Source organism: Alteromonas sp. KUL106 (assembly GCF_009811415.1).
Lineage (GTDB): Bacteria > Pseudomonadota > Gammaproteobacteria > Enterobacterales > Alteromonadaceae > Alteromonas.
Genome location: NZ_BLIG01000051.1, coordinates 22,828 through 38,658, shown reverse-complemented (window position 1 = coordinate 38,658; position 15,831 = coordinate 22,828). Strand labels below are relative to the sequence as shown.

At 45.2% G+C, this 15,831-nt stretch carries 11 protein-coding genes; all 11 read left to right on the top strand.

What is annotated here, in order from left to right:
- Nucleotides 1–45 precede the first annotated feature (45 nt).
- The 11 genes from GVO63_RS17800 (at nt 46) to GVO63_RS17750 (ending at nt 15,830) form a co-directional block, all read left to right on the top strand.
- Entirely contained in the window at nt 46–2,949 is a 2,904-nt protein-coding gene (locus GVO63_RS17800; RefSeq protein WP_159581630.1) for a methyl-accepting chemotaxis protein, read from the top strand.
- A gap of 3 nt (nt 2,950–2,952) precedes the next feature.
- Nucleotides 2,953–3,783: a CheR family methyltransferase gene (locus tag GVO63_RS17795; protein WP_159581628.1), complete on the top strand. Its 831-nt coding sequence runs from the start codon at nt 2,953–2,955 to the stop codon at nt 3,781–3,783.
- 14 nt (nt 3,784–3,797) lie between these two features.
- Nucleotides 3,798–4,427 carry a chemoreceptor glutamine deamidase CheD gene (gene cheD / locus GVO63_RS17790; protein WP_159581626.1) on the top strand — a complete coding sequence of 210 codons (630 nt, stop codon included), beginning with the start codon at nt 3,798–3,800 and terminating at the stop codon, nt 4,425–4,427.
- Entirely contained in the window at nt 4,402–5,448 is a 1,047-nt protein-coding gene (locus GVO63_RS17785) for a chemotaxis response regulator protein-glutamate methylesterase (RefSeq protein WP_159495108.1), read from the top strand. Before cheD ends, GVO63_RS17785 begins: the two co-directional genes overlap by 26 nt.
- A 151-nt stretch (nt 5,449–5,599) precedes the next feature.
- Nucleotides 5,600–6,799, top strand: a complete 1,200-nt coding sequence (locus GVO63_RS19790) for a methyl-accepting chemotaxis protein (protein WP_159495130.1) — start codon at nt 5,600–5,602, stop codon at nt 6,797–6,799.
- 60 nt (nt 6,800–6,859) lie between these two features.
- Nucleotides 6,860–7,225 carry a response regulator gene (locus GVO63_RS17775; RefSeq protein ID WP_039217225.1) on the top strand — a complete coding sequence of 122 codons (366 nt, stop codon included), beginning with the start codon at nt 6,860–6,862 and terminating at the stop codon, nt 7,223–7,225.
- A gap of 38 nt (nt 7,226–7,263) precedes the next feature.
- Nucleotides 7,264–9,186, top strand: a complete 1,923-nt coding sequence (locus GVO63_RS17770; RefSeq protein WP_159581624.1) for a chemotaxis protein CheA — start codon at nt 7,264–7,266, stop codon at nt 9,184–9,186.
- The gene (locus GVO63_RS17765) at nt 9,183–9,686 is read left to right on the top strand and encodes a chemotaxis protein CheW (RefSeq protein WP_159495110.1); all 504 of its coding nucleotides are present in this window, start codon (nt 9,183–9,185) and stop codon (nt 9,684–9,686) included. The genes GVO63_RS17770 and GVO63_RS17765 overlap by 4 nt, the downstream gene beginning before the upstream one ends.
- 3 nt (nt 9,687–9,689) lie before the next feature.
- Nucleotides 9,690–11,996 (top strand): methyl-accepting chemotaxis protein, encoded by a 2,307-nt coding sequence (locus GVO63_RS17760; RefSeq protein ID WP_159581622.1) that lies wholly within the window; start codon nt 9,690–9,692, stop codon nt 11,994–11,996.
- Between the two features lie 94 nt (nt 11,997–12,090).
- Nucleotides 12,091–14,997 carry a methyl-accepting chemotaxis protein gene (locus tag GVO63_RS17755; protein WP_159581620.1) on the top strand — a complete coding sequence of 969 codons (2,907 nt, stop codon included), beginning with the start codon at nt 12,091–12,093 and terminating at the stop codon, nt 14,995–14,997.
- Between the two features lie 2 nt (nt 14,998–14,999).
- Complete coding sequence (locus GVO63_RS17750) at nt 15,000–15,830, top strand: CheR family methyltransferase (RefSeq protein ID WP_159495131.1); 831 nt, start codon at nt 15,000–15,002, stop codon at nt 15,828–15,830.
- Nucleotide 15,831 lies beyond the last annotated feature (1 nt).

Below are 15,831 nucleotides of genomic sequence, written 5' to 3'. Positions count from 1 at the left end.
GGTCCTTCACTAAACGAAAACACCTGACATTGGGAAATATTAGTTATGGGCGTATTTAATTTTCTAAACGGCGAAGAGTTAAAAAAAGCGAAACACGACGCTCTACTGAAGTCGAATATTTTAAAGGCCAGTACCTCAAATTTGTTGGTTATCGACAAGACGGGGATTATTCACTTCCATACCCCCGCATTTCTGCGTATGGCTAAGTCTTATTCAAAGGACTTTTCCGTCAATGAGAGCGAGTCTTCTTTATTCGGAAAGCACATAGACGACATTGCAAATCGGGCTAATGCGTCAGAAAACCTATCCTATTCGCTCACTCATAATTCTGGTGATAACAAGCAACTCGTTTTGTTAGCTCAACATCATTTTTGCGTGAGTGCATCTGCAATAGCGGTAGACGAAAACGGCACTCAGCTCTATGTCACAGAGTGGCAGGACAACACTGAAAATAAACGCAATGAAGCGATGGTAGATGCCATTACGCGAAGCCAAGCGGTCATTGCTTTTACCACGGACGGTGAAATTTTGTCAGCTAATGATAATTTTTTATCTGCAATGGGTTACAGCGAAAGTGAGGTGGTGGGAAAGCATCATCGTATTTTCGTCGACAGTCACTACGCACAAAGCGACGACTATAAACAGTTTTGGCAAAAGCTGAAGAGTGGCGATGTACATAGCGGTGAGTTTTGCAGAATAAATAAGCAAGGCGACGAGGTCTGGATCCAAGCGACCTATAACCCAGTGTTTGATGATAGCGGAGAGGTTGATTACATCATTAAATTTGCGTCTGATATTACAGCGCAAAAGCAGAAAACTTCAGATTACGAAGGGCAGATCACCGCTATTAACAAATCCCAGGCCGTCATAGAGTTCGACTTAGACGGTCATATTCTTCACGCCAACGAAAACTTTCTCGCCGCACTAGGTTACAGTTTATCGGAAATTAAAGGACAACATCACAGTATGTTTGTCGACCCTAGCTATAAACTAAGCGCGGAATACGCCGCTTTCTGGCAAAGCTTAAAAGCCGGAGAGCACAGCGAGGGTGAATATAAACGCATTGCTAAAGGCGGCAGAGAAATATGGATCCGCGCATCGTACAACCCTATTTTAGACAGCTCAGGTAAGCCATTTAAAGTTGTGAAGTTTGCCACAGAAGTAACTCAAGATAAGCTAAGAAATGCGTATTTTGAGGGGCAAATTAACGCGATCAGTAAGTCACAGGCGGTGATTGAATTTGACGTGGACGGCAACATCATTACTGCAAACGATAACTTCCTCCACACAATGGGTTATCGGTTAGACGAAATCAAAAATAAACATCACCAAATATTTGTAGATGAAGAAACCAGGCAGTCTGAGTCATACCAACGCTTTTGGTCTGAGTTAAAAGCGGGCAACTTCTTTTCTGGAGAATTTAAACGCGTAAGTAAATCCGGTAAAAGCGTTTGGATCCAAGCTTCTTACAACCCGATAGAAGATATGAACGGCAAACCGTTTAAGGTGGTGAAATACGCAACCAACATCACCGATGACAAATTGAAAAATGCTTACTTTGAAGGCCAGTTGAACGCCATAAGTAAGTCTCAGGCCGTCATTGAATTTGACCTTGAGGGGATAATTTTAGACGCCAACAGCAATTTCCTAGCGGCGATGGGGTATACCCTTGAAGAGGTAAAAGGTAAACACCACAGCATTTTTGTTGACCCTGCCTTTAAAAACAGCCCTGAATACACGGCATTCTGGCAGCAACTACGCCAAGGTGTTTATGCGAGCGGAGAATATAAGCGTTTCAATAAATCAGGAAATCCGATTTATATTCAAGCTTCTTACAACCCCATTTTAGACCAAAACGGCAAGCCATTTAGAGTAGTAAAATATGCCACAGATGTAACGGGGAGAACTTTAGCAGTAGAGAGTATTAAGTCTGTCATGGCGAGTCTGACAGAGGGCGATCTGCTGAAAACAATAGAAGAGCCGCTAGAAGGTGACTTTAAGGTACTTGGTGAATCAATTAATCACTTTATCGGTGAGCTGCGCGACACCATAGTAAAAATTCACACCGCCGTTGAAACCATTGATACGGCTTCAAACGAAATCGCGACGGGTAACGCCGATCTTTCTAGTCGCACTGAACAACAAGCTTCCAGCTTAGAAGAGACGGCGTCAGCCATGGAAGAGCTAACCGGTACGGTGAAGTTAAATGCAGAAAATGCCGACCAAGCCAAAGGCTTGGCAAGCCAAGCATCGGAAGTAGCGTCGGAGGGCGGAAAGGTTATAGAGCAAGTAGTGCACACCATGGGCGAAATTAACGACTCTGCTCAGCGCATTTCAGACATCATTGGCGTTATTGACGGCATTGCCTTTCAAACCAATATACTTGCGCTTAACGCGGCAGTTGAAGCCGCCCGAGCGGGCGAGCAAGGCCGTGGGTTTGCTGTTGTCGCCTCTGAAGTGAGGACCCTGGCACAGCGATCTGCCGAAGCGGCAAAAGACATTAAAGCCCTAATTTCAGCGTCGGTAGATAAGATTGGCAATGGCAATGTGCTGGTCAACAAGTCAGGGGAAACCATGGCTAACATTGTCACAGCAATAAAGCGCGTAAACGACATTATGTCAGAAATTGCCGCGGCATCATCTGAGCAAGCTACAGGCATACAGGAAGTGAGCAATGCGGTAGTGCAAATGGATGAAATGACCCAGCAAAATGCAGCGTTAGTTGAGCAGGCTGCGGCTGCAGCGGATAGCATGAGGCAGCAATCGGGCGAATTAGCGCAGCGGGTGTCGGTGTTCAAAGTAGGAAGTAGCCGTAAACCTAACCCGCCGGCTAATGTGCAGCCGCTAAATAGCAGCAAAGCAATACCTAAAGAACGTGAAGTACCCAAGCAGCGAATGAAAGCGCTGAATCCAGCCGCGCCTGGCGAGACCGATTGGGAGGCTTTTTAGTGTATGACCGCGATACAAAGTACTGACGCTCAACGGGAGTTTCCATATAGCCGAAGAGACTTTGAACGGGTTAAAAGCCTGCTATTTAAACAAGCCGGAATTAACTTGGCGGACTCTAAAGATGCATTGGTATACAGCCGTCTTGCAAGGCGGCTTCGCACACTCGAGATAAACAGCTTTAAAGAGTACCTGGCCTACGTAGATAGCTGTAAAGATGAAATGGAACACTTCATTAATGCGCTCACTACGAATCTCACGGCGTTCTTCAGAGAGCCTCATCATTTTGATGCGCTGGCTAACTACCTGAGAAAACGGCCCCAAACAAAGCGTATTTGGTGCGCTGCTAGCAGCACGGGTGAAGAGCCTTACAGTATTGCAATGACCGTAGCGTCGGTGTTTGGCACCTTTACCCCTAACATTCATATACTTGCCACCGATATCGACAGTAAAGTATTACAAAAGGCTCGTGAGGGCGTATACGCTCAAAACAGTATCAATCATTTGCCTTATGACGACAAAGCACAATTTTTCTACAGGGGAAAAGGTGCACAAGCCGGCAGGGTAAGGGTGGTGGATGAACTAAAAAAAATGGTGCAGTTCGAGCCACTTAATTTGATGTCGCCAGACTGGTGTGTAAAAGCACCAGTAGATGTGATTTTTTGCCGCAATGTCATGATTTACTTTGACCGGCCCACGCAGCGCAAGATTTTAGCGCGCATGGTGAAATTGATGAGCTGTGACGGTATTTATGTTGCCGGGCATTCTGAAAACTTCACGATGTATCCTGAGCTGGTCGTGCCTATGGGAAAAACCATCTATCGACCGGTCGTATAATAGGAATTTGCTGTATGAGTCAGGACGAGAATCCCATTCGATATTTCGACAATCGCCTTCAAAAAGAAGCCGTAAAACTTCTCCCCGGGCAGTATTATGCGACGGCCTCAGACAAGGCTTTAGTGACTATCCTTGGCTCTTGCGTGGCAGCATGTATTTTCGATCAAGAAAAGAAAATTGGCGGTATGAACCACTTCATGTTGCCTGACCTCAACTTCACCACCAATCTCGACGATTGCTTGGCCACAAAGTACGGTGTACATGCTATGAACATGTTAATCGATCAGCTTGTTCATCTGGGCGCACGCCGCAACAAACTGGTAGCAAAAGCGTTCGGAGGGGGAAAGGTGCTGCCCGGATTTGTGCAGCAAGACATTGGGCGAGTAAACGCTGAATTCGTTTTGGAATATTTGGATAACGCGAATATACCGCTTATTAGTAGCGATTTAATGTCTACCTATGCACGTAAAATTTATTACTTTCCAGCCGACGGCAATGTGTATATGAAGCGAATTCACGAGTTAAACAATGCTACGCTTTACGAGCGTGAATCTACACATCGGGTTCTTCTCTCTGAACAAGCTAAATCGGGTGTTATTTCATTTTCGGAACCTTCAGATGCCTTTAAAAGTCCTCGTCGTTGATGACTCTGCGTTAATCCGACAGCTTCTTTCAGAAATAGTAACGCGTGATCCTGATTTAACACTCGTGGGTGCTGCACCTGATGCTTATGCCGCGAAACGTATGGTTCAAGAGTTTAGGCCAGACGTTATTACACTGGACATCGAAATGCCAAAGGTAGATGGGCTTCGTTTTCTGGAAGTAATGATGAAAGCCATGCCCACCCCAGTGGTGATGATTTCTACGCTGACTGAACGAGGTGCCGATGCAACATTGCGCGCACTCGAATTGGGTGCTGTCGATTTTATGGCAAAGCCAAAGTTGGGCGTAGCGCAAAGTATGGCTGAATACGCTTCGGTTATTGTTGAAAAGATAAAAGCTGCCGCTCACTCAAAGCTAGCTCACCCAACTCAAGCCCGTTGCACTAAGCATGCTTCCATGCGTTATACCGGCACCGAAAAATTAATTGGTATTGGAGCGTCTACCGGGGGAACTGAAGCGATAAAAGACGTGATAATGCATTTTCCACGCAATGCGCCAGCTACCGTTATTTCCCAACACATGCCACCGGGCTTTACCACCACCTACGCCAAACGGCTTGATAGCCTATGTGAAATAACGGTAAGAGAGGCGCAAGGTGGTGAGCGTCTATTGCCCGGGTTTGCCTATTTAGCCCCAGGTAATAAACACTTAAAAGTCGAGCGAAGCGGCGCAGACTATCGCTTAACCCTTGATGACGGCCCCAAGGTATCAGGCCATAAGCCGTCTGTTGATGTCATGTTTGACTCACTGGCGGAACATGCTGGCGCCAATGCGGTTGGCGTACTCCTAACAGGAATGGGGCGCGATGGGGCAAAAGGTTTAAAAAATATGCACACCAAAGGCTCTGTCACGTTCTGCCAAGACGAAAAAACCTGTGTTGTATACGGCATGCCGAAGGTGGCTGTAGAAATGAAAGCCGCAAGTTTTATCAAGCCATTAGAAGATATTTCAGATGCAATTTTGGATACGCTTGAAGCATTAGGCGCAGGCTCCCGTCTGTAATATCAGAACATGTTTTAGTGTCGCAAATGTCACCAAAGTGTTAATTGAACAAAAGTAATCAAAAGTATAATGGTTGGAACTGGAAAGTGAACCATACTTTGATCGTATTTTGTTCATCCGCCTGCGCGGTAAAAACAACAGAGGTGTGCTTGTGGTCGCTATAGCTGCAAATTATTTAGATAATTTCTTTTCCAGCAAAAGCAATTCTTTCGTGGTTGCTTTTCTCATGATGGCGATAAGCTGGGCGCTATTTTTCACTGCTTTTGAGCATCTTGCGCTTGCTATTAGTTCTGCCTGCGTTCTTATACTTCTTTTCTTTTTATCGAAAATGTCAGAAGCACTTAACGCTGACAATAGCGTTCGTTTAGCAGCGCCAGACGCGCAAGTCCAAACGAGTGATGAAATCACGTTAATCGTTGAGACCATCTCAGATGCGAATGACATTCTGTCGGTTACTTCGTCCAATATCGCTGACATTTTTTCTACGCAAACCGATGCGGTGGAAACGCTGAGTAACGCCTTTATTTCTCTTCAGTCACTGCTAGGGCAGCAGGAAGTAAGCATTAACAACTTGCTTAAAGACGAAGATAACGGTGACAGCGCTTACGCTGACAAGATGCGCACTTTTGCCTCGGAAACTGACACCACGTTGACGCAATTTATTGCGTCAACGACAGAAATGACTGAATCGACACGCGCGCTTGAGTCTCAAGTACAAACCATTCAACAAGCAATGCCGACCGTTATCGAGGCGTTAAGTGGCATTGACGATATTTCATCACAAACGAATCTACTTGCCCTTAATGCCGCTATAGAAGCTGCCCGAGCCGGAGAGGCTGGTCGTGGTTTTGCTGTTGTTGCTGACGAGGTTCGCGCACTGTCAACGCGTTCAACACAATTCAGTGACGTAATCAAAACGCAAATTGAAAACATCAGATCGCTTATCAACAAACTTACTGAAACTGCCGAGGTAGTGGCTTCGCAGGATATATCACATGTGGTCAATGCTAAAGAAGCCATTAGCCAGCAACTCAAAGGCATCATTCGAAAAGCTGAAGCGGACATTCGGGGAGCAAGTGAGCTAGAAGGCATTCGTCAACAGTTATCTGATTCGACCAACTCTGCAATTAGAGGGATGCAATTTGGCGATATCAATGGGCAAAACCTGACTTATACACGGGAAATTATTGATTTCGTTGTGGCCCAATTGAAAGACCTTAACAAGGTAACCGCGCAGCAAGTGAAAGAGAATTTGGCTAACTATCAGCTATCGCTCAAAGATAAAGGTCAGGCAGACCATAACCCTGTTTCTGCGACATCGATGGATGCTGGCGAAGTAGAGCTTTTTTAAATTACTGATATCTACTATGCAAGTGGGATTTATTTAAATATTCATAAAGGTGATTGAATTATGAGCAAAAGCATTTTGATTGTGGACGACTCTGTGTCAATTCGTCAAATGGTGGAAATGACGCTTAAGTCGGCAAACTATAACGTGACAACGGCACAAGATGGTCAAGACGCTCTTGATAAATGCCAAGGGGCTCGCTTTGACTTTGTGCTTACGGATCAAAATATGCCACGAATGGACGGCCTTACCCTTATCAAGTCGCTTCGAGGCTTAGCAAATTTTAGGTCCACCCCCATCGTGATGCTCACCACCGAAGCGGGTGATGACATGAAAGCGAAAGGGAAAGCGGCCGGCGCAACAGGCTGGATGGTTAAACCTTTTGATCCAAACAAGCTTCTTGATGTGATGAAGCGCGTTTTAGGGTAATCCAGCTTCGGCGTGTTTAGGGTGAAGAGGAGTCAGTTATGACCATCGATGTAAACCAGTTCCACGGCGTATTTTTTGACGAGAGCGATGAGCATCTTCAGAACATGGAGCAATTGCTCATGACTCTGGATGTAGACGCGCCCGACCCTGAAGAGCTAAACAGCATATTCAGAGCAGCGCATTCCATCAAAGGTGGCAGTGGCATTTTTGGGTTTGATGCGCTGATGAATCTCACGCATGTCATGGAGAATTTGCTTGATAAAGCACGTAATCAAGAGATTCAAGTTACGTCAGCGATTGTAGACGTATTCCTTCAAACATTGGACGTATTAAAAGACACACTGACCGCTTACAAAGAACAAACTGAGGTGCCTCAAGAGCAAATCGATGCAAGTATAGCAGTGCTCGAGGAGACATTGGCTAAAGCCTCAGGGCAGAGTGATGATGACGTGAACGAGTCCTCACTTCAACAGAGCGCCTCTGCTGCGAGCGATGACATTGAAGGCTTTGGTTTCTTCGATGACGAAGACGAAGAAACGCAAACGTCGGCTAGTGAAGCAAAACCACAAGACATCGAAGGTTTTGGCTTGTTCGATGATGAAGATGGCCCCACCGAAAGTACCCCTCAGGCAGCAAGTGCTTCAGACGATGAAGGATTTGGGTTTTACGCACCCGAGACGTTACCCGTTAAACCAGAGGCTTCACAGGCTGCCCCGTCGGTACCCAAACAGCCCATTGTAAAGCCCGTAAAACCGCAACCAAAAGCAACATCGAAAGAAGCCTCTTCTATTCGGGTAGACACAAATAAAATTGACGCCATGGTTAACTTAGTCGGCGAATTAGTGATAACCCAGTCCATGTTATCGAATGTGGGTCAAGAAGTGGAAGGTCAAATTGGGGAGCGTTTACAGCTAGCGATTGATGAATTACAACGCAATACCCGTGAGATACAAGAATCAGTTATGTCAATGCGCATGTTGCCAGTGAATATGACATTCAATCGGTTCCCACGGGTTGTAAGAGACCTGTCTTCTAAGCTAGGCAAAAAGGTGGATCTTGTGATCCAGGGGGGAAATACCGAGATCGATAAAAGCTTAATTGAAAAGCTTGTCGACCCTCTAACGCATCTAGTGAGAAATAGTATCGATCACGGAGTAGAAAGTCCCCAGAAGCGCCTCGAAAGCGGTAAGTCTGAAAACGGTACGGTTATCTTAAGTGCAGAGCAAAAAGGCAGCAGCATCATTATCGGTATTATTGATGATGGTGCAGGCTTAAACAAAGAACGTATTTTAGAAAAAGCAATGCAAAACGGCCTTCCGGTTTCTCCGGATATGCCAGACAGCGAGATATGGCAACTCATTTTCCAGGCCGGTTTTTCAACAGCCGCAGAAGTGACTGATGTGTCTGGTCGCGGAGTAGGCATGGATGTGGTCCGCCGTAATATTGAATCTATTGGTGGTCGAATTGAGATCGAATCATCACAAGGCGAAGGTTCAGCCTTTTATATTCACCTCCCCCTTACCCTTGCTATCGTTGACGGCATGTGTGTTTCAGTCGGTGAACAAATCTTCGTTATTCCCCTTCTCAATGTTATCGAATCTTTTCAGCCCACCAAGTCTCAAGTCAAAACACTGGGTAACGACAAGGTGCTATGGATAAGAGACCAGTATTGGCCACTCGTTTCCCTTACCCAGCTTATGCAAGTTGACGATGGGGTTACCGAACCAACAAAAGGTATTGTGGTGTTACTCGAAAGCAGCAAAAAGCGGTATGGCGTTTTAGTTGACTCGTTAGTTGGTCAGCAGCAGGTAGTCATAAAGAGTTTGGAGCAGCATTACAAGAAAGTAGCAGGGATAGCAGGCGCCACCATTATGGGTGATGGCAAGGTCGCAATGATTTTAGACGCAGATTCAGTGGCGGCAAACTGTATCAATATTCCTAATGAAGAGGTTTCACTATGAGCGAAGCAGCCTTACAACAAGCTGTTAGTGCATCAAGAGAGAATGAGTTTTTAAGCTTTGTCTTGGGTGAGGAGCACTATGCACTTGATATTACGACGGTAAAAGAGATTCGTGGTTATGAGCAAGTGACCAAAATTGCCAACGCGCCGAGCTTTATTAAAGGGGTTATAAACCTTCGTGGAGATATCGTTCCTATAGTGGATTTGCGCATTAAATTCAAAGTGGGAGAGGCAACATATAACGACTTCACCATAGTCATCATGCTCAACGTGCATGACCGCATTGTTGGCATTGTGGTTGACGGTGTTTCTGACGTTATTCGTCTTTCAGAAGAAGACATGCTGCCACCCCCCGAGTTTGGTGTTGCATTTGACAGTAAATACTTACACGGTCTGGCTGACGTCGATGAACACATGGTTATTTTAGTAAATATTGAAAGCCTGATTACGAGCAATGAATTGGGTTTAGTTGACACGAAAACACAAACGGTAGAGGTCTAAAAAATGGGCATTATGACGTGGCTAGAAGAGTTTACGAAGGCAACGGATGTCGAGCAAGCGTTACGCAACAAGCAGGCGTTAGATGCTACAACCTGCTGTATCATGATGGCGGATGCCGATAGAAACATTATTTACGCAAACCAATCTGTTAAAACATTATTAAAAGAAAACGAAAAGAAACTTCAAGCGGTGTTGCCAAGTTTCTCGGCAGATAACCTAGAAGGGCAAAATATCGACCAGTTCCATCGAAGCCCATCCCATCAGCGTAATATTCTCGCCGAACTTAAGTCGACCATGACTTCAACGATTAGCATCGGCGACCTGAACTTTAAACTAACACTGACCCCATTTTTCAACCAAAACCGCGAAAATATTGGCACTATGGTTGAGTGGGTGGATCAGTCTGAACTTCTCATAAAGAGCACGATGTTAGAGGCGCTGAATAATGCGCAAGCGGTCATCGAATTCAATCCGGAAGGCGTGATTCAGCACGCTAACGAGAATTTTCTTAACGCCCTTGGGTACAGCCTCAATGAAATAGTTGGTAACCATCATAAAATGTTTTGCGACCCTAACTACGTGCGCTCAGAGGACTATGGCCAGTTCTGGCGTGACCTTAAAGCGGGTAAAGGTCAAAGCGGAGAGTTTTGCCGCTTCGATAAGATGGGTAAAGAAGTGTGGATTCAAGCAACGTATAACCCTGTATTTGACGGTGAAGGCAAAGTCATTCGCGTTGTTAAATTTGCAACCGATATTACGGCAACAAAACTGAAAAATGCCTACTTCGAGGGACAAATTGACGCGATAAATAAAGCGCAGGCGGTTATCGAATTTGATCTGGATGGAAAAATCTTAAACGCTAATGAAAACTTTACGAATACCGTAGGTTATAGCCTCGATGAAATAGTGGGTAAGCATCACAGTATTTTTGTAGAAGAAGAGTATAAACGGAGCGTTGAATACTCGCAGTTCTGGGAACAGCTTCGTAAAGGATCGCAGTTTTCTGATGAGTTCAAGCGTGTTGGTAAGGGCGGTAAAGAGGTTTGGATCCAAGCATCTTATAATCCCATCCTAGATCAAAATGGTAGGCCCTATCGTGTAGTGAAGTATGCCATTGATATTACGGGTACTAAGCAGGCGATTAAGGATATTAAACACGCCATGAACGAGTTAGTTCAGGGAAATCTCGATTGCCGAATAGATCATGAATTTGATGGAGAGTTTAAGGAGCTGGGCTCATCTATCAATCGTTTCATTGACGATATGCGCCGTATTATCGGGTCAATAAGCGACGTGATGACGCGTTTATCGCAGGGCGATTTAACCGCAGTACTTGATGAGCAATTTGAAGGTGAGTTCCAGGTGTTAGGCGATGCGATTAATCAATTCGTTAACGAAATGTCAGGCACTATCGGTTCAATTTATCAGGCTGTAGAAACCATCAACACGGCGGCGTCTGAAATCGCTACCGGCAACGCTGATTTATCGAGTCGTACCGAACAGCAAGCATCCAGTTTAGAAGAAACCGCATCCAGCATGGAAGAGTTGACAGGAACAGTGAAACTCAATGCAGAAAATGCTGAACAAGCGAATAGCTTAGCATCACAAAGCTGTGAAGTTGCGAGTCGAGGGGGTGAGTTAATTCGCCAAGTTGTCGATACCATGTCTTCAATCAATGAATCTGCGCAAGAGATTTCAGACATTATCGGGGTTATAGACGGCATTGCGTTCCAAACTAATATTCTTGCATTAAATGCCGCCGTAGAGGCCGCCAGAGCAGGAGAGCAAGGGCGCGGATTTGCTGTAGTGGCCTCTGAGGTACGCAGTTTGGCGCAACGTTCTGCTGAAGCCGCGAAAGAAATAAAACAGCTTATTTCAGATTCGGTAAATAAAATTGACGGCGGTAATAAGCTCGTCAATCAGTCTGGCGATACGATGGAAGAGGTTGTGATATCCATCAAGCGGGTGAACGACATTATGTCTGAAATTGCTGCAGCAAGTGCTGAACAGGCCTGTGGCATAGAAGAAGTGAGCAAAGCGGTAGTTCAGATGGATGAAATGACCCAGCAAAATGCCGCGTTAGTGGAAGAGGCAGCGGCAGCAGCTGAAAGCTTACAGCAACAGGCAGGAAACTTATCTGAACGGGTTTCTATGTTCAATATTAATGAAAGATCCGAATCGGTTGAAATGCAGCCAACAAAGGCGCTTACAGTGAATAAAGAGAGCAGAAAAGCGCCAGTAACCATGCTCAGCAGCGGCAAAAAGCTTGCACCGAGAGTGCCCTGCAGCGATGAGTGGGAATCGTTCTAGAGAAGTGGAGAGGCGAACTTGTGAAAAAGTTCGCCTTTTTTATAAGTTTTAGGCGAGTCGTAGTCGAGTCGCTGTTTACGAGGTAGGTAAGATTATGGGTGTGTTTAATATATTTCATAATGAAGAGTTGGCTGCAGCACAAAGCCTTTCACGTTTTCAAGAGCAAGCGCTCAGTGAGAGTTCTGCCTGTTTGATGTTAGTCGATGCAGGGGGATTAATTACGTTTGCAAATAAAGCATTACTGACATTGATGAGAGAGCACGAGCATAAATTTAAATCAGTGTTACCAAATGTTGATATTGAAAACCTCAATGGTACGCCTGTCGCGGGGTTTTTTAATAATAGTGAACATGCCAATCGATATGCTACCTGCAGCCAGAGTGATTCCTTCCTGATCCCCATTAGTGATTTACTATTTACGCTTAAACTGACACCAATCAAAAGTGAAGACGGTGCGAAAATCGGCACCATGGTTGAGTGGTCAAATGACCAAGAGCTTCAACACAAAACAGGTGTATTAGATGGGCTCGATCGGTGCCAAGCGGTTATTTCATTTACGCCTGATGGAATAGTCGAAGATGCGAATGAAAATTTCCTCAAAGTAACGGGCTATTCTAAAAATGAAATTGTTGGTCAACACCACCGATTATTCGTGTTACCAGACTATGGCGTTTCACAAGAGTACAGTAAGTTCTGGGAAGGCCTGAAAAATGGGAAGCGCAGCAGCGGAGAGTTTTGTCGTGTTGCTAAAAACGGCGATAAAATTTGGATTCAAGCGTCTTACAATCCTATCTACGATAAGCTTGGAAATATAGTCCGTGTAGTGAAATTTGCTACTGATATCACTGAACAAAAAAGAAAGAATGCAGATTATGAAGGCCAAATAAATGCCATCGGAAAATCACTTGCGGTAATAGAGTTTAATTTAGACGGCACTATACTAAACGCTAACGAAAACTTTTGTGCTGCGACCGGGTATGAGCTTAGTGAAATAAAAGGTCAGCACCACAGCATGTTTGTATCGCCTAATTATAAAATGAGCCCCGAATATGCCGCTTTTTGGCGCGACTTGAAAAAAGGGGAATTCAAATCCGGTGAATTCAAACGAGTAAAAAAAGACGGCAGCGAACTCTGGATTCAAGCATCTTATAATCCAATTTTTGATGAATTCGGTCAGCCCCTTAAAGTTGTAAAGTACGCGTCGGACGTTACCGAGCAGAAGCTCAGGAATGCGTTCAATACGGGGCAAATAGACGCTATTAGTAAGTCTCAAGCGGTGATTGAATTTGATGTACATGGCAACATTCTCACGGCCAACGACAATTTTCTCGCCACGGTTGGTTACGGGCTAGACGAAATTCAGGGAAAACATCACCGTATTTTTGTCACCAGGCAAGAGCGAGAATCTGACCAATACAGACAATTTTGGAAACAACTTGCTGAAGGGCAGTTCTATTCTGGCGAGTTTCATCGCGTTTCAAAAGATGGGTCTGATGTTTGGATACAGGCAACGTACAACCCTATTTTTGACTTGAGTGGCAATGTAATAAAGGTCGTCAAATACGCAAGTAATATTACTGAACAAAAAGTGAAGAATGCGTACTTCGAAGGCCAACTCGCGGCAATTGGTAAGTCTCAAGCCGTGATTGAGTTTAATATGGACGGCGTTATTCAGCATGCCAATGAAAACTTCTTAAACACCATGGGCTACACGTTAGATGAAGTTAAAGGCAAACACCACAGCATGTTTGTAGAGCCATCTTACCGAGCAAGCCCAGAATATGCCGCGTTTTGGGATAGTCTGCGCAATGGCTCATTTTCATCAGGGGAATATCGCAGACTCGGGAAAAATGGAAAAGAAGTCTTCATTCAAGCTTCTTATAACCCGATACTCGATCACAATGGGAAGCCTTTTAGGGTCGTAAAATTTGCCTCTGATATTACGGGTAGAACTCAGGCGGTAGATGAAATTAAACACGTAATGACCAAACTGACCGAAGGTGACCTGACCGTCAATATCGAGCACGCGCTTGACGGTGATTTCGCCATCCTTGGTGAAGCCATTAATCAATTCATCAATGAATTGCGCGGTACGATTACCAATATTAACGAAGCGGTTGAAACAATTAATGTAGCGTCAGGAGAAATCGCGACCGGTAATGCAGATCTTTCAAGCCGGACCGAGCAACAGGCGTCTAGCCTTGAGGAGACCGCATCGAGTATGGAAGAACTTACCGGTACGGTGAAGCTCAATGCTGAAAACGCAGATCAAGCAAACAGCCTTGCAGCTCAGGCAAGCAAGATTGCGTCTGAGGGCGGAGAAGTTATTGGAGAGGTGGTAAAAACCATGACTCAAATTAATGACTCTGCACAGGAGATATCGGACATTATTGGTGTGATAGACGGCATTGCTTTCCAAACCAATATTCTTGCGCTTAACGCTGCGGTGGAAGCTGCCCGCGCTGGTGAACAAGGTAGAGGATTTGCCGTTGTTGCATCAGAAGTACGTAACTTGGCACAACGTTCTGCTGAAGCGGCGAAAGACATCAAAGAGCTCATTTCTGACTCTGTGAGTAAGATAGCCAGCGGTAATCAGCTGGTTGTTAAATCTGGCGAAACGATGGCAGAAGTCGTAACTTCCATTAAGCGTGTAAACGACATCATGTCTGAAATTGCTGCAGCCTCAGCAGAGCAGGCATGCGGTATTGAAGAAGTGAGTCGAGCCGTTGTTCAAATGGATGAGATGACACAGCAAAATGCCGCGCTAGTGGAAGAAGCGGCAGCAGCGGCTGATAGTTTAAGGCAGCAGTCAGCACAGCTTAATGAACGTGTGTCTGTGTTTAATGTAGGGAGAGGGCTAACGGTTGAACAGCAACAGATCGCCGCCTTACCTCAAAGCTTTTCTCGCCAGCAAAGAATGACGTCCGCAGCGAACCACGCACCCAGAGTGCAGGCTTTAAAACCCTCGGTGCCTGTTGAAGCCGAGTGGGAGTCATTTTAATGATGGCGGAAGTTCAAGAGCGTAGCGGAGTAAGGGAGTTCGCTTTTGAAAAAGCGGACTTCAAAAAAGTTCAGCAAATGCTGTTTAAGAAAGCGGGGATAAATTTGTCCGACGCGAAAGAAGCAATGGTATACAGCCGTTTGGCAAGGCGCATAAGGGCCCTTAACTTAAAGAGCTTTAACGATTACCTCGTTGTTGTCGGCAGGTCTGAGTCAGAGCTAGAGCAGTTTATCAATGCGCTGACGACTAATTTGACCTCGTTCTTTCGCGAACCACATCATTTTACCGCGTTAGCTGATTATCTGGCACAGCACCCCAATGTCACCAACATTTGGTGTGCTGCCAGTTCAACAGGAGAAGAGCCTTATTCTATTGCGATGGTGGTAGCAGAAGCGTTTGGCAGCTTTAAAACACCGGTTAAGATAATCGCCTCAGATATAGACAGCAAGGTATTGGCAAAGGCTAAAGCAGGCATTTACCCATTAGCCTCAATTTCAAAAATTCCTAACGAACGGCAAAAGCAATTCTTTCACAAAGGGAAAGGTGCGAACGAAGGGAAAGTCAAAGTCGTCGATGAACTGCGCCAAATGGTGCAGTTCAAAAAGCTTAACCTCACCGACCAAAATTGGGACGTTACAGCACCGTTTGACGTCATATTCTGCCGAAATGTGATGATTTACTTTGATAAACCGACACAGCTCAATGTGCTGAAAAAGATGGTAGGTATGTTAAAGCCTACGGGGCTTTACATGGCTGGCCATTCTGAAAACTTCAATATGCACACTAATCTTGTTAGGCCGGTAGGGAAGACTATTTATCGACCGGCTGGTTAGG